26 protein-coding genes are annotated in these 25572 nt (G+C 71.6%); 16 read left to right on the top strand and 10 right to left on the bottom strand.

All coding sequences use genetic code 11. The features are described 5' to 3' along the window. Window positions 1–8: 8 nt before the first annotated feature. Window positions 9–734, bottom strand: coding sequence for an ABC transporter permease (locus tag ACIHFD_RS31275; protein WP_397369920.1), 726 nt, complete (start codon window positions 732–734; stop codon window positions 9–11). Beyond that, complete coding sequence (locus tag ACIHFD_RS31270) at window positions 734–1474, bottom strand: ABC transporter ATP-binding protein (protein ID WP_397369919.1); 741 nt, start codon at window positions 1472–1474, stop codon at window positions 734–736. Before ACIHFD_RS31270 ends, ACIHFD_RS31275 begins: the two co-directional genes overlap by 1 nt. Before the next feature lie 66 nt (window positions 1475–1540). Here ACIHFD_RS31270 and ACIHFD_RS31265 point away from each other — a divergent pair, with 66 nt between their 5' ends. Then, entirely contained in the window at window positions 1541–2206 is a 666-nt protein-coding gene (locus ACIHFD_RS31265; RefSeq protein WP_397369918.1) for a TetR/AcrR family transcriptional regulator, read from the top strand. Here ACIHFD_RS31265 and ACIHFD_RS31260 read toward each other — a convergent pair. After that, window positions 2162–2470, bottom strand: coding sequence for a DUF4190 domain-containing protein (locus ACIHFD_RS31260; RefSeq protein ID WP_363964346.1), 309 nt, complete (start codon window positions 2468–2470; stop codon window positions 2162–2164). The genes ACIHFD_RS31265 and ACIHFD_RS31260 overlap by 45 nt on opposite strands. Window positions 2471–2589: 119 nt before the next feature. Here ACIHFD_RS31260 and ACIHFD_RS31255 point away from each other — a divergent pair, with 119 nt between their 5' ends. Beyond that, the gene (locus ACIHFD_RS31255) at window positions 2590–3381 is read left to right on the top strand and encodes an ion transporter (protein WP_397369917.1); all 792 of its coding nucleotides are present in this window, start codon (window positions 2590–2592) and stop codon (window positions 3379–3381) included. Here the strand turns inward: ACIHFD_RS31255 and ACIHFD_RS31250 are convergent. Then, the gene (locus tag ACIHFD_RS31250; protein ID WP_397369916.1) at window positions 3364–4593 is read right to left on the bottom strand and encodes a low temperature requirement protein A; all 1230 of its coding nucleotides are present in this window, start codon (window positions 4591–4593) and stop codon (window positions 3364–3366) included. The two genes, ACIHFD_RS31255 and ACIHFD_RS31250, sit on opposite strands and share 18 nt — an antisense overlap. Before the next feature lie 2 nt (window positions 4594–4595). Continuing rightward, a complete protein-coding gene (gene rpsD / locus ACIHFD_RS31245; RefSeq protein ID WP_397369914.1) occupies window positions 4596–5210 on the bottom strand; it encodes a 30S ribosomal protein S4 in 615 nt (204 codons plus the stop codon). A 68-nt stretch (window positions 5211–5278) separates the two neighbouring features. Here rpsD and ACIHFD_RS31240 point away from each other — a divergent pair, with 68 nt between their 5' ends. The 3 genes from ACIHFD_RS31240 (at window position 5279) to ACIHFD_RS31230 (ending at window position 8254) form a co-directional block, all read left to right on the top strand. Next, entirely contained in the window at window positions 5279–5980 is a 702-nt protein-coding gene (locus tag ACIHFD_RS31240; protein ID WP_350740752.1) for a DUF2470 domain-containing protein, read from the top strand. Between the two features lie 71 nt (window positions 5981–6051). Then, the gene (locus tag ACIHFD_RS31235) at window positions 6052–6597 is read left to right on the top strand and encodes a hypothetical protein (RefSeq protein WP_397369913.1); all 546 of its coding nucleotides are present in this window, start codon (window positions 6052–6054) and stop codon (window positions 6595–6597) included. A 268-nt stretch (window positions 6598–6865) separates the two neighbouring features. Continuing rightward, window positions 6866–8254, top strand: a complete 1389-nt coding sequence (locus ACIHFD_RS31230; RefSeq protein ID WP_397369912.1) for an MFS transporter — start codon at window positions 6866–6868, stop codon at window positions 8252–8254. Window positions 8255–8276: 22 nt separating this feature from the next. Here the strand turns inward: ACIHFD_RS31230 and ACIHFD_RS31225 are convergent, their stop codons facing one another. Continuing rightward, window positions 8277–8927 (bottom strand): TetR/AcrR family transcriptional regulator C-terminal domain-containing protein, encoded by a 651-nt coding sequence (locus ACIHFD_RS31225; RefSeq protein WP_397369911.1) that lies wholly within the window; start codon window positions 8925–8927, stop codon window positions 8277–8279. Between the two features lie 77 nt (window positions 8928–9004). Here ACIHFD_RS31225 and ACIHFD_RS31220 point away from each other — a divergent pair, with 77 nt between their 5' ends. Beyond that, entirely contained in the window at window positions 9005–10579 is a 1575-nt protein-coding gene (locus ACIHFD_RS31220; protein WP_397369910.1) for an ABC-F family ATP-binding cassette domain-containing protein, read from the top strand. Here ACIHFD_RS31220 and ACIHFD_RS31215 read toward each other — a convergent pair. Together ACIHFD_RS31215 and ACIHFD_RS31210 are read right to left on the bottom strand one after the other, a co-directional pair. Continuing rightward, complete coding sequence (locus tag ACIHFD_RS31215; protein ID WP_397369909.1) at window positions 10479–11033, bottom strand: hypothetical protein; 555 nt, start codon at window positions 11031–11033, stop codon at window positions 10479–10481. The two genes, ACIHFD_RS31220 and ACIHFD_RS31215, sit on opposite strands and share 101 nt — an antisense overlap. Before the next feature lie 155 nt (window positions 11034–11188). Then, on the bottom strand, window positions 11189–12046 hold the full coding sequence (locus ACIHFD_RS31210) for a class I SAM-dependent methyltransferase (protein ID WP_397369908.1): 858 nt from the start codon (window positions 12044–12046) through the stop codon (window positions 11189–11191). 80 nt (window positions 12047–12126) lie between these two features. Between ACIHFD_RS31210 and ACIHFD_RS31205 the strand changes: the two genes are divergently transcribed. Continuing rightward, window positions 12127–12537: a MarR family transcriptional regulator gene (locus tag ACIHFD_RS31205; RefSeq protein ID WP_363969824.1), complete on the top strand. Its 411-nt coding sequence runs from the start codon at window positions 12127–12129 to the stop codon at window positions 12535–12537. Between the two features lie 102 nt (window positions 12538–12639). On the opposite strand, the gene ACIHFD_RS31200 is transcribed toward ACIHFD_RS31205, so the two are convergent. Then, entirely contained in the window at window positions 12640–13845 is a 1206-nt protein-coding gene (locus ACIHFD_RS31200; protein WP_357736598.1) for an ROK family transcriptional regulator, read from the bottom strand. Window positions 13846–13996: 151 nt separating this feature from the next. Between ACIHFD_RS31200 and zwf the strand changes: the two genes are divergently transcribed. The 4 genes from zwf (at window position 13997) to eda (ending at window position 19213) form a co-directional block, all read left to right on the top strand. Then, window positions 13997–15463, top strand: a complete 1467-nt coding sequence (zwf, locus tag ACIHFD_RS31195) for a glucose-6-phosphate dehydrogenase (protein ID WP_397369907.1) — start codon at window positions 13997–13999, stop codon at window positions 15461–15463. 41 nt (window positions 15464–15504) lie between these two features. Then, on the top strand, window positions 15505–17448 hold the full coding sequence (edd, locus tag ACIHFD_RS31190; RefSeq protein ID WP_397369906.1) for a phosphogluconate dehydratase: 1944 nt from the start codon (window positions 15505–15507) through the stop codon (window positions 17446–17448). 112 nt (window positions 17449–17560) lie between these two features. After that, entirely contained in the window at window positions 17561–18526 is a 966-nt protein-coding gene (gene glk, locus ACIHFD_RS31185; protein WP_397369904.1) for a glucokinase, read from the top strand. 75 nt (window positions 18527–18601) lie between these two features. Continuing rightward, entirely contained in the window at window positions 18602–19213 is a 612-nt protein-coding gene (gene eda / locus ACIHFD_RS31180; protein ID WP_364247313.1) for a bifunctional 4-hydroxy-2-oxoglutarate aldolase/2-dehydro-3-deoxy-phosphogluconate aldolase, read from the top strand. A 24-nt stretch (window positions 19214–19237) separates the two neighbouring features. Here the strand turns inward: eda and ACIHFD_RS31175 are convergent, their stop codons facing one another. Further along, on the bottom strand, window positions 19238–20146 hold the full coding sequence (locus tag ACIHFD_RS31175) for a LysR family transcriptional regulator (RefSeq protein WP_397369903.1): 909 nt from the start codon (window positions 20144–20146) through the stop codon (window positions 19238–19240). A gap of 85 nt (window positions 20147–20231) precedes the next feature. Here ACIHFD_RS31175 and ACIHFD_RS31170 point away from each other — a divergent pair, with 85 nt between their 5' ends. The 5 genes from ACIHFD_RS31170 (at window position 20232) to ACIHFD_RS31150 (ending at window position 25538) form a co-directional block, all read left to right on the top strand. After that, complete coding sequence (locus ACIHFD_RS31170) at window positions 20232–21092, top strand: FAD binding domain-containing protein (RefSeq protein ID WP_397369902.1); 861 nt, start codon at window positions 20232–20234, stop codon at window positions 21090–21092. A 1-nt stretch (window position 21093) separates the two neighbouring features. Continuing rightward, on the top strand, window positions 21094–21588 hold the full coding sequence (locus ACIHFD_RS31165; protein ID WP_350726890.1) for a (2Fe-2S)-binding protein: 495 nt from the start codon (window positions 21094–21096) through the stop codon (window positions 21586–21588). Continuing rightward, complete coding sequence (locus ACIHFD_RS31160; RefSeq protein WP_397369901.1) at window positions 21585–23933, top strand: aerobic carbon-monoxide dehydrogenase large subunit; 2349 nt, start codon at window positions 21585–21587, stop codon at window positions 23931–23933. Before ACIHFD_RS31165 ends, ACIHFD_RS31160 begins: the two co-directional genes overlap by 4 nt. 14 nt (window positions 23934–23947) lie before the next feature. Then, on the top strand, window positions 23948–24661 hold the full coding sequence (locus tag ACIHFD_RS31155) for an XdhC family protein (protein WP_397369900.1): 714 nt from the start codon (window positions 23948–23950) through the stop codon (window positions 24659–24661). A gap of 85 nt (window positions 24662–24746) precedes the next feature. Continuing rightward, window positions 24747–25538, top strand: a complete 792-nt coding sequence (locus ACIHFD_RS31150) for an IclR family transcriptional regulator (protein ID WP_397369899.1) — start codon at window positions 24747–24749, stop codon at window positions 25536–25538. Window positions 25539–25572 lie beyond the last annotated feature (34 nt).

Genomic DNA, 25572 nt, shown 5'->3' with positions numbered 1-25572 from the left:
CGGCGCTCTCAGGCGTTCTCCCGGTTGAAGACCCGGGTCCCGACCGTGAGGCTGACCGCGGCGAACACCACCGTCACGGCCACTCCCAGGCCCACGGTGCCCGTCAGGTAGTGCCCCTCGAACAGGTCGCGCAGCGCCTCCAGCGTGTACCTGAACGGGCTGATGTGCGAGATGGCGTCGAGCCAGCCCGGCGCCATCGACATCGGCAGGAACGAGCCGGACAGCAGGACCAGCGGGATCACCGCCGTGGACATCACGGGCGCGAACAGGTGCTCGTTCATCGTCAGCGCGATGGCGTACGACAGCGCGGCCAGGCTGCTCCCGAGCACGATCACCAGCACGAACCCGGCCGCCAGCCCCTGCACGGGAGCCCGCAGACCGAAGGCGAAGGCGACCACCAGGAGCAGCAGCGTCTGGATCGTCAGGGTGAGCGCGTTGTTGAGCACGCGCCCGAGCAGCAGCGCCAGCCGGCTGGCCGGGGTGACGCGCATGCGCTCCAGCACGCCGGAGCGCTTCTCGAACACCACCCCGAACCCGGCGAGCCCCATGCTCATGAGCCCGAGCTGGATGATGAGGCCGGGGACGAGCGTCTCCCACGTGCCGAACGTGGTGAAGATGGGCCCGAACAGCACCAGGAAGAGCAGCGGCTGGATCGCGCCGAAGACCATGCCGACCTTCTGCTGGAGCGTGACGCGCACGCCGTGGCGGAACAGCACCCAGGTGTCACGCAGCATCAGACGCCCGCCTCCTCGCGTAGGGACCTGCCGGTGATGTCCAGGAACACCTCGTCGAGCGTGCGCCCGCCGGTCTTCAGCTCGGCCGGGGCGCCTTCGGCCACGATCCGGCCGTGGTCGATGATCACTATCCGGTCGCAGAGCGCGTCGGCCTCGTCCAGGTAGTGGGTGGTGAGGAAGACCGTCATGCCCCGCTCGCCGCGCAGCGAGCGGATGTGGTCCCACAGGTTGGCCCGGCTCTGCGGGTCGAGGCCCGTCGTGGGCTCGTCGAGGAAGAGCAGGACCGGGTCGTGCAGCAGGGCGAACGCGATGTCGAAGCGGCGGCGCTGCCCGCCGGACAGCGCCGCGCCGGGCTTCGACTCCAGGCCCGTGAGTTCGAGCCGCTCCAGCGCCTCCCGCGTCTTGGTCTCGGCCGCCGCCCTGCTCAGGCCGTACAGCATGCCCTGGAGCACGAGCTCGCCCATCAGCGGCGAGGTCGGCGACGTCCCGCCGGTCTGGGAGACGTAGCCGATGCGCCTGCGCACCTCCTTCGCGTCGCCGAGCAGGTCGTGGCCGGCCACCGTGGCGGTGCCGGACGTGGGGCGCAGCAGCGTGGTCAGCATGCGCATGGTCGTGGTCTTGCCGGCGCCGTTCGGACCGAGGAACCCGACGATCTCGCCGGGCCCGACCGATAGGTCGACGCCTTTGACGGCCTCTGTGCCGCCGTCGAAGGTCTTGCTCAGACCTGAAGTCCTGATCATTTCATCGCCTCCAAAATTAGAGTAACCACAATTTTGGTGCCACTGCAAACTTGGTACGATGGGGGCATGCAAGAGGGGCTGCGGGAGCGGAAGAAGCGCGAGACCAGGCAGCGCATCGCGGACGTCGCGATGGGGCTGTTCATGGCCAAGGGGTTCGACAACGTGACCGTGGCCGAGGTGGCGCGGGCCGCCGACGTGTCGGTCAACACGGTGTTCAACTACTTCAGCACCAAGGAGGACCTCTTCGCCGACCGGCAGGAGGTGGCCGTCGACCTGGCCCCGCGCGTGCTGCGCGAGCGCGAGCCCGGGGAGAGCGTGGTGCGGGCGTTCCGCCGCGACTTCCTCGACGCGCTCGACACCCGCCACTGGCGTTACGGGCTCAACGCGGGAGTCGACCTGTTCGCCAGGATCGTCGACGAGGCCCCCTCGCTGGGCGCCAAGCTACGCGAGATCGGCGAGGAGCGGGAGCGCGTGCTGGCGCAGGCGCTGGCCGACGAGCTCGAGGCCGACCCCGACGACCTGACGCCGCGGCTGGTGGCCTCCCACCTGCTCAACACGACGCGGCTGCTCGGCGACTACTCGATCCGCCGGCTCCTCGCGGGCGAGGAGTGGGAGAGCATCGAGCCCGGCCTGCGGGCTCAGGCGGAGCAGGCCTTCGACCTGCTGGAGTCGGGCCTCGGCGACCTGCTAGCTGGAAAGGGCCCCGGTGACCAGCATGAGCCCGAACATTAGGACGACGAAGCCGAGGGTGATCATCATCAGGACCGAGCTGACGATGCCGCAGATGCGCCCGGCCTGCACCATGCCGCGGTTCTCGTAGTAATAGCCGCTCTCGTCGATCTCGCGCAGCGCCCTGTTGCCCATCGACCAGGCGAAGGGGCCGATGAACGTGCAGACCACCAGGCTCAGGATGCCCAGCACCAGGATGGCGGTGCCCTGGGGGTGGGTCTGGGGTGGCGGCCCGTAGTAGGAGGGACCGTAGTTCGGATAGGACATGCTCGCTCGGCGCCCTCACCATTCGTCGCTCAGGTGCGTTTTTATACCACAGACATCGGCTTGATCATGTTGCGCCATCATGGTGGGGCACATGACCAAGCCCTTAGGAGCCTGCCCCCGTGCGTGAACGCACCGCCGCCTTCCTCGCCCGCGAAAGCTTCCAGCGGTTCATCGTCGGCGTCATCCTGCTCAACGCGGCCACGCTGGGTCTCGAGACCTTCCCCGCGGCGGTCGCGCGGTTCGGCCACCTGCTCACCGTGGTCGACCACATCGCGCTGTACGTCTTCGCCGTCGAGCTGATCGCCAAGATCTACGTCGAGCGCTCCAGGTTCCTCCGCGACCCGTGGAACGTCTTTGACGCCGCGATCGTCCTCATCGCCTTCATGCCCGCCACGGGCGGCCTGTCCGTGCTGCGCTCGCTGCGCATCCTGCGTGCCCTGCGGCTGCTGTCGGTCGTGCCGAGCCTGCGCCGCGTCGTCTCGGCGCTGCTGCGCGCCATGCCGGGGATGAGCTCGATCGTGGTGCTGCTCGGCCTGGTGCTCTACGTGGCCGCCGTCATGGCCACCAAGCTCTACGGGAGCACCTCCCCCGAGCGCTTCGGCAGCCTGCCGACCTCGCTGTTCACCCTCTACCAGACGATGACCGGCGACGACTGGGGCAACATCGCCAGGGAGGTGATGACCCGCCATCCGTCGGCCTGGGTCTTCTTCACCATCTTCATCCTGATCTGCACGTTCGTGATCCTGAACCTCTTCATGGCCGTGGTCGTCAGCGCCATGGACGAGGAGAGCGCCGAGGAACGCGCCGAGGAGCGCGCGGCGCTGGAGGACACCAGCGAGCACACCCAGCGGATCCTCGACGAGCTGGCCGAGCTGCGCAAGGAGGTCGCCGAGCTACGCCGGCTGGACTGAGCCCTCCTGGGCCGTGCCGCCGCGGTGCCGGTAGGCGACCCGCCACAGGGCGACGACCAGCAGCAGCGCGACCACGGCCCAGCCCTCGACGAGCCCGGACACCGCGCCCACCGCCAGGGGCGCGGCCACGGACGGCAGGGCCCATCCCCAGATCCACCGCCGCTCGGCGCCGCTCGCCACGCCGAGCACGGCGGAGGCGGCGAAGTAGACGGCCAGACCGGCGGCCAGCACCCAGCCGATGCCGCCGTGCGGGTGCGCGGCCGGGTCCGCGGCGACCGCGCCGAGCCCGGCCGCGGTCGCGGTGATGCCCGCGGTCATCGCGAAGTGCGCGGGCAGCGCCACATACGCGCGCAGCCCCCGCTCGGCCGCGCCCGGCACGGCGCTCACGCCGTACTGCAGGGTCAGCCACCACAGCGAGACGATCAGCCCGAACCCGGCCACCGCCGCCAGACCGAGCTGCAGGTCCCAGGAATGCCCGGAGGAGGCCATCACGACCTGCATGACGGCCTCGCCGAGCACGATGATCACGAACAGGCCGAGCCGCTCCCCGAGATGGGCGGGGTCGAGCACGGCGGCCTTGACCCGCGCCGCCGGGCGCACCACCGGCCCGTCGCCCCTCCGCCGGTCACGCTGCTCCAGCCGCTGCGCCTGCCGCAGGGCCTGGTGCTGCATCTCCTTGATCAGGCGCTCCGGCCTGCGGCTCTGGAGCACGGAGAAGATCAGGTCGAGTACGGCGCCCAGCCCCCACAGGAAGTAGCGCGCCGGGCCTTGGACGCCGATGGAGGCGAACCACGGGATCAGGCCCGCGCCGAGCTGGGCCGCCGGCCACGCCGTCAGGATCGTGCCGGCGCGCTGCAGGGTCTGCGAGGCGCCGACCCTGCAGGTGATGTAGGCGGCGATGAACCAGCCGTCATGCGTGTCACCGGTCTCCTTCAGCACGTGCGCCACGTCGGGCGCGGCCGCGGCCATCACCGCGATGCCGAACATGCCGATCAGCATGCCGCGGGTGCGGGTGCGATCGGCCTCGGCGTTCGAATAGAGCGTCAGTGTCGTCCACACGCTCCACACGGCGTAGTAGAGCACCGCGAACAACGCGACGTTCTCCCACGTGGGGTGCTCCAGTCGGTGGGCCAGCTGCGCCACCGCCACGACGACCACCAGGTCGAAGAACAGCTCTAACCAACTCGCATGACGCTCTACCGGTTCGCTCACGGCTAACGAGAATAGAACTCCACGACGAGTTGCTCCTCCACGGGGACCACGACCTGTTCGCGTTCGGGGCGGTTCACCAGCGTGAACGTCAAATTGGCGTGATCCACGGAGAGGTAGGCCGCGGTGCGCTCGTCGGCGTACACGCCTTCGGCGGCGGCCACGAACGGCTGCATCCTGCGGGAGCGCTCCCGCACCGTGACCACCTGCCCGGGCTTGACCAGGTAGCTGGGGATGTCCACCTTGCGGCCGTCCACGGCGATGTGGCCGTGGTTGACGTACTGCCGTGCCGCGTAGATGGACGGCGCCAGCCCGGCGCGCAACACGAGCGATGCCAGGCGACTCTCCAGCAGCGTGACCAACTCGGCGCCGGACGCGCCCGACTTGCGGACGGCGAGGTCCCAGTAGCGGCGCAGCTGCCGCTCCGACACGTCGTAGTACCAGCGCAGCTTCTGCTTCTCCATCAGCCGCAGCCCGTAGTCGCCGGTGCTGCGGCGGTTGGTCTTGCGGCCGTGCTCGCCCGGCGGATAGGGGCGCTGCTCGAAGTAGCGGACGGCTTTCCTGGTCAGCGGGACGCCCGCGCGACGCGACAGTCGCACCTTGGGACCGGTGTAGCGCACGTTCACCTCAATGTGATTAGGTAATCCTTACTTAGGGAAGCCTAACCTATCATTGAAATGGAGGGCCCATGCTGCCGATCCCCGAGCGGGTCCGCACCCTCGCCGCGACCGCGAACGTCGCCAAGCTGTCCGTCGACGGAGCGCCCTCGCCGGCCCGGGGAGGCGTGGACGAGCGCGGCCGGCCCGTGCTCTTGGTACTGCCCGGCGAGCCGCTGCACCCCCTGCGCGAGGACGCCGTCGTGGCGGTGAACCTGACGGCGATGCGGCAACTGGGTGAGGCCACCCATCCGCGCGGGCTGCTCGAGGTGCAGGGGTGGGCGGAGGCCGTGCCGGAGAGCGAGGCACGGGGCGCGGCGGTCGCGGTGGCCGCCCACAGCGCCGACGAGAGCCTGTTCGACGCGCTCGAGCGGTTCGGGGAGCGCTCCGCGCCCCGGCTGCTGCGGCTGGACGTGGGGCAGGTCGTGTACCTGACCGGGCAGGAGTCGGGGCTGCTGGACGCCGACGACTACCTGGGCGCGGCGCCGGACCCGCTGGCGGAGACGGCCGAGCGGGTGCTCTCGCACGTCAACGCCTCGCACCGGGCGCAGCTCACCGCGGGCGTGTCCCGACAGCTCGGCGAGGAGGCCGGCGAGGTGTGGCTGTGGGAGCTGGACCGGTTCGGGGCGACCGTACGGGTGGACGAGGCGCTGATCCGCTTCCCGTGGCCGACCCCGGCCCGCTCCGGCCTGTGCCTGGAGACGGCGCTGCGCGGGCTGCTGTGCTCCTGTTGATGATCACAATTAACTCTCCGATTTGTCCGGATCGGCCCTGGCATCGGCGGCACCTCTCTAGCATTTGAGGCGTGACCGGCACGGAGCGATCATCGGAGCCCGACCCGTTCGCCGACGAGGGCGGGCGGCGAGGGCGGATACTGATGATCGCCGGCGCGCTGGTCGGCACGCTCATGCTGGCCTCGGCGGGGATTCTGGTGGGCGGGGCGTCCACCGCCAGGCGGCTGGACGCGGTCGACTGGCACCGCACCGGCCCCGGCGCCCGTGACGGCTCCATCCCGGTCGCCACCGAATCCCGCCTCCGCACCGCCCCCACCGCCCTCGGCCCCGCGCCCACCACCCTCGGCCCTTCCGCGTCCCCGGCGCACCCCTCCTCCGCCGTGCATCGCCACCCCACTCCGAAGCGGGCGCTCTCGGCGCGCCCGACCCCACGGCGGACGAACTCCACGCGGCCGACCCTCGCCTCGATTTCCCGTACGCCCACGCCCGAGCCGGCCACGGCCTCCCCAGCGGTGCAGCCGACCCGCTCGTCCGCCGCGCCGCCTCCCACCGCCGCCACGACGCCCGGCCGCACGCATGTTCCGCCCGGCCAGACGCGCTACCCCAGAAAGCACTGAACCCCCTCTTACGGCCGTGCACGCCGCACGACGGTCTTCAAGCCCGTCCTTTACGGCTCCGCACGGTGGGCCGCACGCGCCGACGTCCGTTTCCGCCCGTCATGGCCGGTCGTGAAGGCTCACGGGTTGCTCGCCGTGACGACGCGCACTCTTGACCGGCTCCGTGGCAACCCCCTCCCCCGCAAGAATCTTGGCTTCGTTTTGGAATGAAGCATTCCGTTCTGCTATTCTGGAACAGAACAAGCCGTTCCGATTCAGGAGGCCGTGGATGACCATCCTCGACACCCGCCCCGCGCAGACGCCCGCCACCCCCGCCCCCTACAAGTGGCGCTGGCCCGCGCTCGCGGTGGTCCTCGCCGGTTCGGTGATGGAGCTGCTCGACGCGACCGTCACCAACGTCGCGGGCCCGACGATGCGGGCCGACCTCGGCGGCGGCGACTCCCTGATCCAGTGGCTCGGCGCGGCCTACACCCTCGCCATGACCGCGGGCCTGCTGACCGGCGGGCGGCTCGGGGACATCGTGGGGCGCAAGCGCATGTTCCTCATCGGCGTCGTCGGGTTCACCGTCGGGTCGCTGCTGTGCGCCCTGGCCTCCTCCCCCGAGACGATCATCGCGGCCAGGGTCGTGCAGGGGCTGTTCGGGGCGGCGATGATCCCCCAGGGCATGGGGCTGATGAAGGAGATGTTCCCGCCCAAGGAGCTGGCGGTCGCGATGGGGATGTTCGGGCCGGTCATGGGGCTCTCCGCGGTGGGCGGGCCGATCCTGGCGGGCGCGCTGACCGGCGTCGACTGGCGGCTGATCTTCCTGATCAACCTGCCGATCGGGGCCGCCGCCGCGCTGGCCGCCCTGCGCTTCCTGCCCGCCTCCCGCCCGGTCAAGGGCGTGCGGCTCGATCTGCCGGGCGCCGTGCTCGCCTCCGCGGGCACCGTTCTCATGGTCTTCCCGCTGGTCCAGGGGCGCGAGAGCGGCTGGCCGGCGTGGGCGTTCGCGATGATGGCGGCCTCCGCGGCGGTGTTCGCGGTCTTCGCGGCCTACGAGAAGCGCAGGGCCCGGCGCGGCGGCGACCCGCTGGTGGCGCCCAGCCTGTTCGGCAAGCGGGCGTTCGTCTCGGGCATGGCGACCGGCACGATCTACTTCGCCGCCTTCACCGGGTTCTTCCTCGTGATCGGCCTCTACACCCAGCTCGGCCTGGGCTACTCCCCGCTCAAGGCGGCGCTGACCAGCGTGCCCTCGTCGCTGGGCATGATCGTGGGCATGGGTGTCGCGCAGGCCGCCCGCAGGCACGGCCGCAAGGTGCTGCTGGCCGGCGCGATCGTCATGGGGCTCGGCGTGACCGGTGTGATCGCCGTCGCCTCCCCCGGGGTCTCGCCGTGGCAGCTCGCCCCGGCGCTGGCGGTGGCCGGGTTGGGCAGCGGGCTGATCATGAGCCCGTACTTCAGCATCGTGATGGCCGCCGTCGAGCCCCAGGAGACCGGCTCCGCCTCCGGCGCGCTGACCGCGCTCCAGCAGGTGGGCGGGGCGCTGGGCCTGGCCCTGCTGGGCACCCTCTACTTCGGCAGCGGGAGCGTCACGATCACGCTGTGGGTGGCGGCCGGGATGATCGCCGCGACGTTCGCGGTCGGCCTGATGCTCCCGAAGCAGGCCCGCGAGGACTGACGATCCCCCGAAGGCGGCCGGCTCACCCGAGCCGGCCGTCTTCGCGTCTGCGGGACTGCTCCATGCCGTCCAGCAGGTAGCCGAGGCCCTCGTCGAACGTGGCGTCCCACGCGTGGTCGAGGCCGTGCTCGGCGAGCGCCGGGTAGCGCTCGGCGCGCTCCCTGAGGAACTCGCCGGTGTCGTCCCGGTCGCGGTCCTGCCAGGTCACCTGCATGACGACCGAGCCCATGACGTAGTTGGACAGGCTGTACGCGGCGGGTTTGGGGGCGGCGAAGCCGGCGGCGGCCAGGGTCGCGTAGAGGAACTCGGTGCGCTCCAGCGCGTTCGGCCCCATGAGCGGGCGGTCGAGGATGGTGGCCGACCACGGGTGCCGCAGTAGGGCCGCGCGCCAGCCGCCGATGAGCTCGCGTACGGCCCCCTGCCACCCGGAGCCGCCCGCCGGCAGCCGCACCTCCCCGAAGACGGCGTCCAGGGCCAGGTCGAGGACATCGTCCTTGGTCTTGACGTGCCAGTAGAGCGTGGTCGAGCCGGTGTCGAGCCGCTCGGCCAGGCGGCGCATGGTCAGCCGGACCACGCCTTCCTCGTCGAGCAGCGCGACCGCCTCGGCCACGATCCGGCCGAGCGTCAGCGTCTGCCTCGGCGCCTTCTGGGGGCGCGACCACACGGTTCCCACCCGGAGATAATACGTTGTTCTAGTGACCGGATCGATGGTCTAGTTGGTCGAACGACGATCGAGTGGAGGTGGCCGTCATGGGGCACATCGAGGTGAGCGGGCTGACGTACCTGCTGCCGGACGGGCGGCCGCTGCTGCTCGAGACGTCCTTCAAAGTGGGCGCCGGCGCCAAGGCGGCGCTCGTCGGGCCGAACGGCGCGGGCAAGACCACGCTGCTGCGGCTGATCGCGGGCGAGCTGGCCCCGTCGGACGGCCGCGTCGCGAGCAGCGGCGGGATCGGCGTGATGCGGCAGTTCCTCGGCGCCGGCACCGTGCACGACCTGCTGCTCAATGTCGCCCCGCGGCGCGTCCGCGACGCCGCCGCCGCGCTGGAGGCGGCCGGGGCGGCGATCGCCCGGAGCGACGACGAACCCGCCCAGCTCGCCTACGCCCAGGCCATCGCCGACTATGCCGACGCGGGCGGCTACGAGCTGGAGGTGGTGTGGGACGTGTGCGCCACCGAGGCTCTGGGGCTGCCGTACGAGCGGGTGAAGGACAGGGAGCTGGGCACGCTGTCGGGCGGGGAGCAGAAGCGGCTCATGCTGGAGGCGCTGCTGCGCGGGCCGGACGAGGTGCTGCTGCTGGACGAGCCCGACAACTACCTGGACGTGCGGGCCAAGCAGTGGCTGGAGCGGGCGATCAGGGACTCGGCCAAGACGGTGCTGCTCGTCTCGCACGACCGGCAGTTGCTGGCCGAGGCCGCCGACCGGATCGTCACGGTGGAGGGACGCGGGGTGTGGGTGCACGGCGGCGGGTTCGCGACGTACGCCGAGGCCCGCAGGCGGCGCAAGGAGCGTCTCGAAGAGCTACGCCGGCGCTGGGAGGACGAACGGGCCAGGCTGCGCCGGCTGGTCCACACGCTGCGCCAGCGCTCGGCGAACAACGACGCGCTGGCGGGGGCGTACCAGTCGGCGGTCACGAGGCTGGAGCGGTTCGAGCGGGCAGGGCCGCCGCAGCGCGCGCCGAAGGAGCAGAACGTCCGGATGCGGCTGCGCGGCGGACGCACCGGGAAGCGGGCGGTGACCTGCGAGGACCTGGAGCTCACCGGGCTGCTGCGGCCGTTCTCCACCGAGGTCTGGTACGGCGAGCGGGTCGGCGTGCTGGGACAGAACGGCACCGGCAAGTCCCACTTCCTGCGCCTGCTGGCGGGCGAGCCGATCGCGCACACCGGTGTGGCCCGCCTGGGCGCCAGGGTGTCAGCCGGACATTTCACCCAGACCCACGCGCGGCCCGACCTGGCCGGGCGGGCCGCCGCCGACGTGGTGATGCGGGAGTACGCGCTGACCCGCAACGAGGCGATGGCGGCGCTGGCCCGCTACGAGCTGGCGCCGGCGGGCGGGCAGCCGTTCGAGACGCTGTCGGGCGGGCAGCAGGCCCGGCTGCAGATCCTGCTGCTGGAGCTGTCGGGGGCGACGCTGCTGCTGCTCGACGAGCCGACGGACAACCTCGACCTGGCCAGCGCGGAGGCGCTCCAGCAGGGGCTCGCGGGGTTCGAGGGGACGGTGCTGGCGGTCACGCACGACCGCTGGTTCGCCGCCGACCTCGATCGCCATCTGGTGTTCGGCGCGGACGGGCTCGTACGGGAGAGCGACGTCCCCCGTTGGGACCTCTGACCTTAGTGGTCGACGCCGGAAGTCCTTCAGGTTCCTGGGCCATGACCTGGGCGACCAGGTTCATGAACGGGCCGATGCCGGTGCGCGGTTCGGTGAGGCCGAACACCCTCGCGCGGTGGACGTCGTAGGCGGCCAGGTAGGCCGGCGCGCCGCCGCGGCCGTAAGTGTGGTTCACACGCATCGCGCGGGCCCGGCCGGGGGCGAGGGTGGGGTGGCAGCGGCAGCGGGCCTGGATGGAGGTCGTCTCGTCCGCGCTGATCACGTACTCGTCCTCGCCCAGCGCCTGGCCCTGCCAGGTACGGGCGTACAGGTCCAGCACGCGCTCGGCCTTGGTGCGGAAGCCGGGGTCGGTGATGAAGATCCAGGAGCGGTGCTGCCAGGGCTTGAGCGCGTCCTCGGCGAGCCGGCGGCGCACGGTGGAGGCCGACACGAACGCGGCGATGCCGCGCTGCATGGCCTCGCGGGCCAGTTCCGGGCATGACCAGCGCGCGCCAGTGGCACCCCGGTCTCGGCGGGCAGCCGGCAGGCCAGGGCCTTGACCTGGGCGGTCTGTAGCGGCGTGAAGGCGGTGGCGGGCACGGGACGAAGCGGCCGATCCTCCCGGAACGGTCAGCGGCCGGTGCGAACGGCGGTGAGGAACCCTCCGCTCGAAGGACCGGGGACGGGACGGCCGTAGGAGGCGGCGAGTTCGGCAAGATCGTGAGGCTGAGGTTGCCAACCGTGTCGGCTGAGCCAGCCGGGGGCATCTTCGCCCAGTCCGCCCTTCCACAATGATGTGTACTGGTCCATCGTCGGCATGCCACGAGTCTGCGCGAGGAAGGCCGAACCAGCGATGTCGCCGTGTTCAAAGGCTAGTCGGCTGCCCGGCGCGGAGAGTTCACCGACTGCGGTCAGCAGACGCGCGGCCTCATCGGCCGTCAGGTAGAGCAGCAGTCCTTCCGCGAGCCATGCTGTTGGCGCGGTGGGATCGAACCCGGCCGCGACCAGCTCGCCCGTCCAGCTCTCGCGCAGGTCGACCGGAACGATGCCGCGCTCGCACGTCGGCACCGCGTCGCATGCGGCCAGCACCGCCTCCTTGAACGCGAACAGCTCGGGAAGGTCGAGTTCGAACACGCTCACACCGCCCGGCCACGGCAGCCGCAGAGAACGTGTGTCGAGCCCGGCGGCGAGCAGAACCACCTGTGCGCAACCGGCGGCCGTGGCAGTGAGCAGATAGTCATCGAAGAACCGCGTGCGCAGTACTCCATGGAAGGCGAACACGGCGCCCAAGGAGGCCAGCGGTCCTATTGCGGCAAGGTCTTCGGCGGACGTGGGCTCCTCGGGAAACGCCCCGGGCGCAGCGTCCAGGAATCTCTGGGCGTACGGGTCGTTGAACAGCCGGTCGTCCCTGAGGCTCTCGCGGGCCCTCACCATCGCCACCCCCAGCGCCGTCTTCGCCACGCCCTTCAGTGAGCCGTCTGGCTCCATCGCCGCCTCCTCGATCGAAACTTATTCATCGCCAACGATACATCTCTGGCGATGCTTCTGTGGCGATGTAGTCTTCGCACATGGATGGCGGACAGTTGCACCGGCTTGGCAAGCGCCTCATCGAGCTGTCCTCGCAGGTCACCGGAGAGGCCGGCGACCTGTCACTCACTCCCGGAGAGGCCGCTGTCCTGGAAGACGTGATCAAGCACCCCGCCAGCTCGATCAGCGAGATCCACCAACGGACAGGCTTTGTGCAGAGCCACGTGTCCGCGTCGGTCTCGCGCCTCAAAGCGCGTGGGCTGGTGAAAACCGAACCCGACGCGAGCGACGGGCGGCGCACCCGGGTCCGAGTCGCGGACGGAGCTATGCAGGCGATCGGCCGCCGCGCAGCCCGCAGCATCGACCAGGCGATCGGCCGTACCATCGGCGACCCCGGTCGGGCTCGCCGGACGACCGAGCTATTGCAGGAGCTGGCCGACATCCTGTTGTGACCCGCGCCGGCAAACCTTAAGGGCCGCCCCTACCTCGCCGACGCCCGGCCATCACAACAGTCGCCTGACGCCAACCACCGAAGGATTTCCGGAGCCGACCACTTAGGGGGCGGCGACGCGCTCGCGGCGCAGGGCGGAGATCGTCATCGTCTCGTCCACGGCGTCCGGCGAGAGCACGTGGTCGAGCACCATCACCGCGCACCCGCTGATGCCCGCGCCCGCCCCCAGCCGGCTCGGCTCGATGCGCAGCCGCCGGGTGGCCAGGGCCGTGGAACGGCGGTAGACGACCTCGCGGATGCTCGACACCAGCGGACCGAACGCCTCGGCCACGTCGCCGCCCAGCACCACCACCGACGGGTTGAGGATGTTGACCGCCCCGGCCAGCACCTCGCCGATCCGGCGGCCGGCCTCGCGCACCGTGGCCATCGTCTCGGCGTCGCCCGCGCGCACCAGCGCGGTCACGTCGGCGATCGTCTTGACGTCCTTGCCCTGGGCCCGCAGGTCGCGCAGCAGCGCGGTGCCGCTGGCCACGGAGTCGACGCAACCGGTGTTGCCGCAGCGGCACAGCACGTCGCCGCCGTCGAGCACGGGGATGTGCCCGATCTCGCCCGCCGCGCCCAGCGCGCCGCGCAGGATGCCGCCCCCGGCGATCACGCCCGCGCCGATCCGCGTCGAGATCTTCACGAACATCAGGTCGTCCAGGTCGGGGTAGGCGCCGCGGTGCTCGCCGATGGCCAGCACGTTGACGTCGTTGTCCACGAGCACGGGGACGGGGAAGCGCTCGCGGATGATCGGCGGGATCACCACGCCGGTCCACGAGGCCATCACGCGGGCGCTCTCGGCGCGTCCCTGCGCGAACTCGACCGTGGCCGGCACGCCCATCCCGACGCCTCTGAGCATCGAGCGGGGTCGGTCGCCGAGCAGCTCGTCCCAGGAATCCATGATCACCGGGAGTACGACGTCGGGCCCCTGCTCCACGTCCATCGCGAACTCGCGCCCGGCCAGCTCCCGCCCGGCCAGGTCGCAGACGGCCACCCGGGTGCGGCTGGCGCCCAGCGCCGCCACCAGCACCACGCCGCCCGTGGCGTTGAACTCCAGCCGGACCGGCGGCCGCCCGCCCGTGGACGGGGCGTCGTCGCGCTCCACGACCAGGCCGCGTTCCAGCAGCTCACCCACGCGCAGTTGCACGGCGGGGCGCGACAGACCGGTCACCCGGCCCAGGTCGGCCCGCGTCGCGGCCTCTCCGGTGCGGATGAGGCGGAGCACCTCACCACTGGTGGCGAGGGTCGCGGCGGTACGTCGAGGCATCGGCTAAGTGAATCACATGGGGTTAGGTCATGAAAAGTCCAGACTTTTTTATCTCAAATGCCAAAACTCCGCTTGTGTGGGACCCAAACTCTCGTTAGTGTCCGTTCTGTCCCTGCTTGGTAGATCATCGGAGCCCGCAACCGTGTCCCCCGTGTCGACAACCAGCCCCGCCCACACCGCCGACCTCGTCGTCTTCGGCGGCACCGGCGACCTGTCCATGCGCAAACTGCTCCCGGCGCTCTACCACAGCGACAGGGACGGCCGGCTCTCCCCGGAGACCCGCGTCATCGCCATGTCCAGGGGCGGCCTGACCGACGCCGACTTCCGCGGCAAGGTGGACGCCGAGGTACGCGACCAGGTCCCGATCGACGACCCGGCCATGTGGCAGCGCTTCCTCGGCCGCCTGCACCACGTGTCGGTCGACGTCGGGGGCGCCGACAAGTCGGGCTGGGGGGCGCTGAGCCGGCTGCTGGCCGGGCACGAGCAGCGCGACCGGGTCTTCTACCTCGCCAGCCCGCCCCGCACCTTCGGCCCCTTCTGCCGCGAGCTGGAGGAGGCCGGGCTGGTCACGCCGCTCTCGCGCGTGGTGCTGGAGAAGCCGCTGGGCCACGACCTGCCGAGCGCGCAGCGGATCAACGACGAGGTCGGCGTCATCTTCGACGAGCGCCAGATCTTCCGCATCGACCACTACCTGGGCAAGGAGACCGTCCAGAACCTGCTGGTCCTGCGCTTCGCCAACGCCTTCCTCGAGCCGATCTGGAACTCCCTGTGGATCGACCACGTCCAGATCACCGCCGCCGAGACCGTCGGCACGCCGGGCCGGCGCGGCTACTACGACCACGCGGGCGCGCTGCGCGACATGGTGCAGAACCACCTGCTCCAGCTCCTCACGCTGACCGCGATGGAGCCACCGGCCCGCAACGACCGTGAGGCCATCCGCGACGAGAAGGTCAAGGTCCTGCAGGCGCTGCGCCCGATCACGGGCACGGAGGTCGACCGCTTCACCGTGCGGGGCCAGTACACCGAGGCCGACGGGATGCCGGGCTACCTCGACGAGCCCGCCTCCACGCCGCCGACGGACGCCTCGCGGCGGGTGGAGACGTTCACCGCGATCCGGGCCGAGATCAAGAACTGGCGATGGGCGGGGGTGCCGTTCTACCTGCGGACCGGCAAGCGGATGCCGTACCGCAGGTCGGAGATCGTGGTGCAGTTCAAGGACGTGCCGCACTCCATCTTCCCCGGTGGCACGCCGAACCGCCTGGTGCTGCGCCTGCACCCGGAAGAGGGCATCGAGCTGCACATCATGGCCAAGGAGCCGGGCGCGGGCGAGGTGACACTGAAGCCGGTGCCGATGTCCCTGAGCTTCGGCAAGACGTTCACGGCGCGGGTGCCGGAGGCGTACGAGCGGCTGCTGACGGACGTGCTGGCCGGGAACCCGACGCTGTTCATGCGGCGTGACGAGGTGGAGGCGGCCTGGCGCTGGATCGACCCGATCCTGTCGACCTGGGAGTCGTCCGGAGACCTGCCCGAGCCCTACCCCGCCGGGACCACCGGTCCCGCCGGAGCCCACGAACTGCTCGGCCGCAGCGGTCGCGAGTGGCACGAGGAGGACGTGTGAACAATCGATTCCGGGTTCATGGACCCGACGAAGGAGGCACCGTGAACCCCGTCATCCAGGACGTCACCGACCGCATCGCCGAGCGGAGCGCCACCAGCCGGGCCGCGTACCTGGCGCGCATCCGGCGCGACGGCGAGGCCGCCAGGGCGAAGGGCCCGGCCCGCGCCCACCTCGGCTGCGCGAACCTGGCGCACGGCTTCGCCGGTGCGCCTGCCGACGACAAGCTCGCGCTACGCGGTGCCGCCAAGCCGGGCGTGGCCATCGTGACGAGCTACAACGACATGCTCTCGGCGCACCAGCCGTACGAGACGTACCCGCCGGAGCTGAAGGCCGCGGTGCGCAAGGCCGGCGGCGTGGCGCAGGTGGCGGGCGGCGTGCCCGCGATGTGCGACGGCATCACGCAGGGGCGGCCCGGCATGGAGCTGTCCCTCTACAGCCGCGACGTGATCGCGATGGCCGCGGCGATCGCGCTGTCGCACGACATGTTCGACGCGTCGCTGCTGCTGGGCGTGTGCGACAAGATCGTGCCCGGCCTGTTCATCGGGGCGCTGCACTTCGGGCACCTGCCCGCGATCTTCGTTCCGGCCGGGCCGATGACCTCGGGCCTGCCGAACAAGGTCAAGGCGCGCACCCGCCAGCTCTTCGCCGAGGGCAAGGTGGGCCGCGACGAGCTGCTCGACGCCGAGGCGAAGTCGTACCACTCCCCCGGCACCTGCACCTTCTACGGCACCGCCAACTCCAACCAGGCGCTGATGGAGGTCATGGGCCTGCACCTGCCCGGCTCGACCTTCGTCAACCCGCACACCGAGCTGCGCCATGCCCTCACCGAGGCGGCCGGGCGCCGCGCGGTGGAGATCACCGCGCACGGCTCGGAGTACACGCCGATCGGCGAGCTGGTCGACGAGAAGGCCATCGTGAACGCCTGCGTCGCCCTGCTGGCCACCGGCGGGTCCACGAACCACACGATCCACCTGGTCGCCATGGCCGCCGCCGCGGGCATCGTGCTGACCTGGGACGACTTCGCCCGCCTGTCGCGGGTCGTGCCGTCCCTCACCAAGATCTACCCGAACGGCCAGGCGGACGTGAACCACTTCCGCGACGCCGGCGGCATGCAGGTCCTCATCGGTGACCTGCTGGACGAGGGCCTGCTGCACGGGGACGTCATGACCGTGGCCGGGCCCGGCCTCGACCGCTACCGCGAGGCTCCCGAGCTGGTGGACGGCGAGCTGGTGTGGGCGCCGGTCACCGGCGGCAGCTCCGACCTGGACGTGCTGCGGCCGGTCGCGGCGCCGTTCTCGGCGGACGGCGGGATCCACATGCTGTCGGGCAACCTGGGCCGGGCCGTCTCCAAGGTCTCGGCGGTCAAGCAGGAGCACCTGGTGATCGAGGCGCCGGCGAAGGTGTTCGACGACCAGCTGGAGCTGCTGCGGGCGTTCGAGGCGGGCGAGCTGGACGGGCAGGACTTCGTGGCGGTCATCCGCTACCAGGGTCCGAGCGCGAACGGCATGCCCGAGCTGCACAAGCTCACGCCGCCGCTGGCCGTCCTGCTCGACAGGGGTCAGCGGGTCGCGATCGTCACGGACGGCCGCATGTCCGGCGCGTCCGGGAAGGTGCCCGCGGCCATCCACCTGTCGCCCGAGGCCGCCGACGGCGGGCCGATCGCCCTGGTGCGGGACGGCGACATGATCAGGCTGGACTCGACGGCGGGGACGCTGGAGCTGCAGGTGCCCGCCGAGGAGCTGTCCCGCCGCCTGCCGGAGGGCCGCCCGCTGAGCGACGCGCAGTGGGTGGGGACCGGGCGCGAGCTGTTCGCGGCCTTCCGCCGGATGGCGGGCCACGCGGAGCAGGGCGCCGGGATCTTCGGCATCAGCGGCGCCGAGTCGCCCGACCACGGCCCCGGCCTGGGCTTCCTCGCCGAGGCCGGCGCCTCGCACCTGGAGACGGGCGCCCCGGTGGGCGCCCAGCACGCCGGGCTGGCGAGGTGACGGTTCAGAGGTCGATGGCTCGCCGTCCCGTCTGGGACGGCGAGAGCGTTCGTGGGATCCTTCGGTTCATGGCGAGCGATCTTGACGCCGCCCTGGACGCCGGAGGTATGTGGTGAGTGCCTTTGACCTTCCGTGGCTGGTCGCCGACATCGGCGGGACCAACGCCCGGTTCGGCCTGGTCACCTCGTCGGGAGCGCGGCCGGCCAACGTCGCGGTCCTGGCGGGGTCCGACTACCCGACCCTCCCCGAAGCCGTAGCCGCCTATCTCGCGGAACACGCGGGCGGAGTGCGACCGGGGGCGGCGTGCCTGGCCCTGGCCGGGCCGATCGACGGCGACCGCTACCGGCTCACGAACTCCGCGTGGGCCGGGTCCGTACAGGATCTCGGCGTGCCGTACGCGGCGCTGCTCAACGACTTCGAGGCGCTGGCGGTGTCGCTGCCGCACCTGGAGGGCGACGACCTGGTCTCGCTGGGCGGCCCCGAGCCGGGTCATGGGGTCAAGGCCGTGCTGGGGCCGGGGACCGGCCTCGGCGTGGGCGGGCTGGTGCCCGCGGAGCACGGCTGGACGCCGATCCCGGGCGAGGGCGGGCACGTCACGGTGCCCGTGGTGGACCGGCGGGAGCTGGAGATCGTCCAGGTCCTGCAGTCGCAGGGGTTGCCGCACGTGGTGGCCGAGCACGTGCTGTCCGGGCCTGGGCTGGTCCGGCTGCACCGGGCGCTCGCCCAGGTGAACGACGTCGCCGCCCCCGACCTGACCGCCTCGGACATCGTGACCCGGCTGGACGACTCGCTGTGCGCGGAGACGGTGGAGGTGTTCTGCGGGATGCTGGGCAGCTTCGCCGGGAACGTGGCCCTGACCCTCGGCGCGCGGGGCGGGGTGTATCTGGGCGGCGGAGTGCTCCCCCGTATCGTGGAACGCGTGCGCACCAGCAGCTTCCGGACCCGCTTCGCCGAAAATCCGGACATGGCCCACTACCTGGAGGCCATCGGCACCGCGCTGATCGTCGCTCCGCAGCCGGCGCTGACGGGCGCGGCGGCCTGGCTGGCCCAGCGCGCCCGCCGGGAACTGGTGGGATGACCGCGTGGACCTGTCCGGGCGGACCTGTACGTGACTAGACGGCCGTCAACGGGCCGACGAGGAGAAGAAGAACCCATGAGCCTGCTCGATCTCGCCCCGGTGATCCCCGTCGTGGTGATCGACGACGTGGAGAGCGCCGTGCCGATGGCCAGGGCGCTGGTCGCCGGCGGCCTGCCGGTCATCGAGGTGACCCTGCGGACCCCGGCCGCGCGCGAGGCCATCGCCCGGATCGCGGCCGAGGTGCCCGAGGCGACCGTGGGCGCGGGGACCATTCGTAGTTCGGAGGACATCGCGGCGTCGGTGGCCGCCGGGGCGCGGTTCCTGGTCTCGCCGGGCACGACCCTGTCGCTGGTCGAGGCGATGGATTCGAGCGGCGTCCCGTACCTGCCGGGGGCGGCCACCGTGTCCGAGGTGATGGCGCTGGTCGAGCGGGGGGTCAAGGAGCTGAAGTTCTTCCCCGCCGAGGCCGCGGGCGGCATCCCCTACCTCAAGGCGCTGGCCGGGCCGCTGCCGGACGTGCGCTTCTGCCCGACGGGCGGGATCCGGGTGAACACGGCGGCCGACTATCTCGCGCTGCCCAACGTGGGCTGTGTCGGCGGCACCTGGCTGACCCCGGCCGACGCGCTGGCCACCGGCGACTGGGGCCGCGTTGAGAAGCTCGCCTCGGAGGCCGCGGCCCTGCGCTGAGCGCGGCGGAGGCTGCGGTAGGCCTCAGCTCCAGATCGACACGTGGATCGGGGGACGGAAGCGGCTGCGGGGGATGCCGTCGTCCGGGGTGCGCATGACCTGGGTGGCGGCCGGGGTGGTGAGGAAGTCCAGGAACGTGCCCGCGGCCACCGACCGGTTCGGCGGTTCCAGGGTCGTGGCGTACCAGTACGCGGCCAGCGGGGTGGCGGCGGTCTCGACGGCCACCAGTTCGCCCCTGCGTAACTGGGACGCCACCAGGTGGGCCGTGGCGGGCGCCATGCCGGAGCCCTCGGCGGCGGCCTTCCAGGCGGCCGTCTGGTTCGCGAAGACCCGCACCTGGGACTCCGGGACCCGCAGCAGCCGCAGCAACCGGCTCGTGTCGCTCAGGGGGTCCGTCCCGGAGGGGCCCACCAGCCACTGGTCGCGGCGGCCGCGCGGCGAGCCGACCACGATGAGGCGGCAGCGCAGGACCGGGCGGCTCACCAGACCCTCGCCGCTCACCTGGGCCCCGAGCGCGACGTCGGCCAGGCGGCTGGACAGCAGGAGCGGGATCTCGGCCGTGGCGGCCACGCCGGTGGTGGCGTCCACCGACTTGCGCTGCGTGAAGAGGCAGACGAGCGGCCCGGCCACGTACTCGGCGAGCCCGGCGTCCATGACCACGTGCAGCCCGGCGACGCGGCCCGGCTGGACCGCGGCGACCGCCTCCGCGCCGAGCGCGACGATCTGGGCGGCGATCCCGAGCAGCCGCCGCCCGCCCTCGGTCAGCACCATCCGGTCGCCGCTACGGGTCAGCAGCGGGTCGCCGAGGTGCCTGCGGAGCTGGGCCAGCGACTGGGAGACGGCGGGCTCGCTCACGCCCAGCGCCCGTGCCGCCGCCTTGACAGATCCCAGACGCGCGACGAAAACGAACGCCCCGAGCTGGCTGAGTGTCATTCCCCCTTCATAGTTCTCCGGCGCGCATTAAGGAATCCCTTATTTGCGGATTGTCGGGACAAATCGGTGCCAGCAATGTGCAGTCATGCAGGTTCCCGCGAGATTCGAATACGAGAGAGCGGACAGCGTGCCGCACGCGCTCGAACTGCTGGCGCGCTACGGCCCCGAGGCCAGGATCGTCGCAGGTGGGCACAGCCTCATCCCGATGATGAAGCTGCGCCTGGCCCAGCCGGAGGCGTTGATCGACATCAACGGGCTGGCCGAGCTGGGGCGGATCGCCGTCGAGGGTGACGAGCTGGCCATTGGCGCGCTCGTACGGCACACAGAGCTGCTGGACAGCACCACCGCCACCGACCTTTTCCCGATATTTCGGGATGCGGAGCGAGTTATTGCCGACCCGATAGTGAGAAATCGGGGGACCGTTGGCGGGTCGCTGTGCCAGGGCGACCCTTCCGAGGATTTGTCCGCCGTGTTCTCGGCGCTGCGGGCGCGGGCGGTCATCCAGGGCGCGGGCGGTCAGCGTACGGTGCCGATCAGGGACTTCCACCACGGCCCGTACGAGACCGCCGTCGGGCCGGGCGAGCTGCTGGTGCAGCTGCGCGTGCCGGTCACGGCGGGCACGGGCAGCGCGTACGAGAAGGTCGAGCGGCGCGTGGGCGACTGGCCGGTGGCCGCGGCCGGAGCGGTCGTCACCGTCCGGGACGGCGTGATCGCGCGGGCGGGCATCGGGCTGACCGCGGTCGGCGCCGAGCACTTCTGCGCCCCCGAGGCCGAGAGCTACCTCGAAGGCAGGCCGCCCGGCGGGGAGGCGTTCGCGGAGGCGGGCAGGATCGCCGCCGAGCACTGCGACCCCCACGCCGACCAGCGCGGCCCCGCCGACTACAAGCGCCACCTGGCCGCCGAGCTGACCCGGCGCGCGCTGGTCAGAGCCGCAGGGAGGATCTGACATGCGCATCACGGTCTCGGTGAACGGGCAGCCGTACACCAGAGAGGTCGAGCCCAGGCTGCTCCTCGTGCACTTCCTGCGCGACGAGCTGGGCCTGACCGGCACCCACTGGGGCTGCGACACCTCCAACTGCGGCGTCTGCACGGTGCGGCTCGACGGCGTGCCGGTCAAGTCGTGCACGGTGCTGGCGGTGATGGCCGACGGCCACGAGGTCACCACCGTGGAGGGCCTGGAACGGGACGGGGAGCTGGACGCGGTGCAGAAGGGGTTCGTGGAGTGCCACGGGCTGCAGTGCGGGTTCTGCACGCCCGGCATGCTGCTCACCGCACGCGCGCTGCTCGACCGCGTGCCCGACCCCGACGAGGGCCAGATCCGCGAGGCGATCTCGGGCCAGCTGTGCCGCTGCACCGGCTACGAGAACATCGTCCGATCCATCAGGTGGGCGGCCCAGGCGAGTCTGAATGTCGCCGAGTCCGCGACGGAGGCGAAATCATGAGCTACGGACGCATGCACCGCAAGGAGGACGCCCGCTTCATCAGGGGCCGCGGCAACTACACCGACGACGTCCGGCTGCCCGGCATGCTGTACGGCGCCGTGCTGCGCAGCCCGCACGCCCACGCCAGGATCGTCTCCATCGACACGAGCGCCGCCGAGGCCCACCCGAAGGTCAAGGCCGTCATCACCGGGCAGACCCTGGCCGGGCTCGGCCTCGCCTGGATGCCGACGCTCTCGCAGGACACCCAGGCGGTGCTGGCCACGGACAAGGTGCGCTTCCAGGGCCAGGAGGTCGCGTTCGTGGTGGCCGAGGACGCCTACTCGGCCCGCGACGCGCTGGAGCTCATCGACGTCGAGTACGACCCCCTCGACGCGGTCATCGACGCCAGGAGGGCCCTCGACCCGGACGCGCCGGTCATCCGGGACGACCTCGAAGGGCGTACCGGCAACCACATCTTCGACTGGGAGGCCGGCGACCGGGCCCGCACCGACGCCCTCTTCGAGCAGGCGGAGGTGACGGTCGCCCAGGACCTGCTCTACCCGCGCGTGCACCCGGCGCCGCTGGAGACGTGCGGCGCGCTCGCGGACTTCGACAGGGTCACCGGCAAGCTGACCGTCTGGTGCCCCACGCAGGCGCCGCACGCCCACCGGACGCTGTACGCGATGGTGGCCGGGCTGCCCGAGCACAAGATCCGGGTGATCTCTCCGGACATCGGCGGCGGTTTTGGCGGAAAAGTCGGGATATATCCCGGCTACGTGTGCGCGATCGTCGGCTCGATCGTCACCGGCAAGCCGGTCAAATGGATGGAGGACCGCTCCGAGAACCTCATGAGCACCGCCTTCGCCCGCGACTACCACATGCGCGGCGAAGTGGCGGCGACGCGTGACGGCAGGATCCAGGCGATCAGGGTCAAGGTGCTGGCCGACCACGGCGCGTTCAACGGCACGGCCCAGCCGACCAAGTTCCCGGCCGGGTTCTTCCACGTCTTCTCCGGCTCGTACGATATCGAGGCCGCCCACTGCGAGGTCACCGGCGTCTACACGAACAAGGCCCCCGGCGGCGTCGCCTACGCCTGCTCCTTCCGCGTCACCGAGGCCGTCTACCTGGTCGAGCGCATGATCGACGTACTGGCCGCCGAGCTGGACCTCGACCCGGCCGAGCTGCGGATGCGCAACCTGCTCAGACCCGAGCAGTTCCCCTACCACTCCCCCACCGGCTGGGAGTACGACTCCGGCGACTACCCCAGGGCGCTGCGCCTGGCCATGGACATGGCCGGCTACGACAAGCTCCGCGCCGAGCAGGCCGACAAGCGGGCCAGGGGCGAGCTGATGGGCATCGGTGTCAGCTTCTTCACCGAGGCCGTCGGTGCGGGCCCGCGCAAGCACATGGACATCCTCGGCCTGGGCATGGCCGACGGCGCCGAGCTGCGCGTGCACCCGACGGGCAAGGCCGTGCTGCGGGTCTCGTGCCAGTCGCAGGGCCAGGGGCACGAGACCACGTTCGCCCAGATCGTCGGGCAGGAGCTGGGCATCCCGGCCGACGACGTGGAGGTGGTGCACGGCGACACCGACCAGACGCCGTTCGGGCTGGGCACGTACGGCTCGCGCTCCACCCCCGTCTCCGGCGCGGCCACCGCCATCGTGGCCAGGAAGGTGCGCGACCGCGCCAAGATCGTGGCGGCGGCCATGCTGGAGGCCGCGCCGGACGACCTGGAGTGGGCCGACGGCAGGTGGTCGGTGGTGGGCGACCCGTCCGCCGGCAAGTCGATGGCCGAGATCGCGCTGGCCGCGCACTCCAACCTGGAGCTGCCGGAAGGGGTCGAGGGCCACCTGGACGCGGCCACCGTCTACAACCCGCCCAACCTCACCTACCCGTTCGGCGCCTACATCTGCGTCGTCGACGTCGATCCGGGGACGGGGCAGGTGAAGGTGCGCAGGTTCGTGGCGGTGGACGACTGCGGCGTGCGGATCAACCCCATGATCGTCGAAGGGCAGATCCACGGCGGGCTGGCCGACGGGGTGGGGATGGCGCTCATGCAGGTGATGGCGTTCGACGAGGACGGCAACCACCTGGGGGCGTCGTTCATGGACTACCTGCTGCCGACCTCGATGGAGTGCCCGTCGTGGGAGCTGGGCGAGACCGTGACGCCCTCGCCGACGCACCCGATCGGGGCCAAGGGCGTGGGCGAGTCGGCCACCGTCGGCTCTCCCGCGGCCGTGGTCAACGCCGTGGTGGACGCGCTCAAGCCGTACGGTGTGCGGCACGCCGACATGCCGCTCACCCCGGCGAACGTCTGGCGCGTCGTCAACGGCGACCCGTTCCGCACGGACCTGGCCATCCCGTGAGCGAGTTTCTCGGTATGCCGACGTCCCGGCCGCGGCCGGCCGCCGACCTGGACGCCCGGGTCGCGCGGCTGCGGTCGGGGCGGGAGCCGTACGTGCTGGCCACGGTCGTGCGGGCGCAGCGGCCGACCAGCGCGAAGGCGGGCGACCGCGCGCTGGTGCTGCCGGACGGGACGATCGAGGGGTTCGTCGGCGGGGTCTGCGCCACCGACACCGTCCGGGCGCAGGGCCTGCGGCTGCTCGAACTCCGGCGCGCGGCCCGGACCACGCTGCTGCGGATCACGCCGGAGGCGGGCGAGCCGCACGAGGAGGAGGGCCTGATCGCCGTGGGCCAGCCGTGCCTGTCCGGCGGCACGCTGGAGATCTTCCTGGAGGCCGTGCTGCCTCCCGTGCTGATCCACGTGTACGGCGACAGCCCCATCGCCCGAGCCTTCGCCGCCGTCGGCCAGGCGCTGGGGTACCAGATCGAGACCGGCCCCGGGGTCGCCGCCGACGCCGACGCGGTCCTGGTGGCCTCGCACGGGGTCGGCGAGGAGCCGATCCTGCGTGACGCGCTGGCCAAGGGCGTCCCGTACGTCGGGCTGATCGCCAGCCGCAGGCGCGGCACGGCGGTGCTGGCGCGCGTGGAGGGAGGCGAGCGCGTACGGGTTCCGGCGGGTCTGGACATAGGTGCCAGAACGCCCGGTGAAGTGGCCGTTTCCGTGTACGCCGAGATCATCAGCCTGCGTTAACGGGCGGTAGCCGGGTACGCCAAGGACAGGACAACCGCAGCCCCCGGGAAGCCCCTTTCGCTCTCCGGAGAGCGAAAGGACATCAATGCCGACGGAACTGGTCCGCCAAGTGCAGAGGATGGCGGACGACCGCCCCGTGGCCCAGCCGGGCAGCCTGGAGCGGGGCATCGACATCCTGCTGGCGCTCGGCGCCGCCTCCCACCCGGTCAGCCTCTCGCAGCTGTGCCGCAGCACGGGCCTGCCCAAGTCGACCGCCCACCGCATCCTGGGCGTGCTGTGCTCGCGCGAGCTGGCCAGGCGGGTGGGCAACGGCTACCTGCCGGGCGAGCTGCTGGAGACGATGGCCGGCATCACGCGGGCCCGCGTGCCCGGCACCCGCAAGGTCGTGCTTCCTTACCTGCTCTACCTGTACGAGGCCACCAGGCAGACGGTCAACCTGGCGGTCCCCTCCGGCTTGGAGGCCCGTTACGTCGAGCGCCTCTACGGCCACAACCGCGTCGACTCCCACTCCGACGGCATGGACCGCGCGCCGCTCCACTGCACGGCGACCGGCAAGGCGCTGCTGGCCTTCGACCCGAGGCTGCGCCAGGAGCTGCTGGCGCGCGGCTCGTTCGAGCGGATGACGCGCCGCACCATCACCACGCTGGGCGGGCTCGAACGCGAGCTGGCCCAGGTCCGACGGCACGGCGTGGCGTACTCGCAGGAGGAGTTCACCGAGGGCGTGGCGTGCGTGGCGGCGCCGGTGTTCGGCCCGGGCGGCCGGATCTGCATGTCCCTCGGCGTGGCCGCCCCCGTGGGCGCGGTGCCGCTCGCCAAGCTCGGCATCTCCGTGCGCGGCGCCGCCCAGGCCATCTCGGCGGCCCTCCTCGGCGCGTAGGCGTTCCGGCCATCGGAACATCTCCGCGGCCTCA

It is taken from the genome of Nonomuraea sp. NPDC051941 (assembly GCF_044593615.1).
The sequence above is the reverse complement of the archived record's forward strand: the minus strand, read 5'-3'. Positions and strand labels throughout refer to the sequence as shown.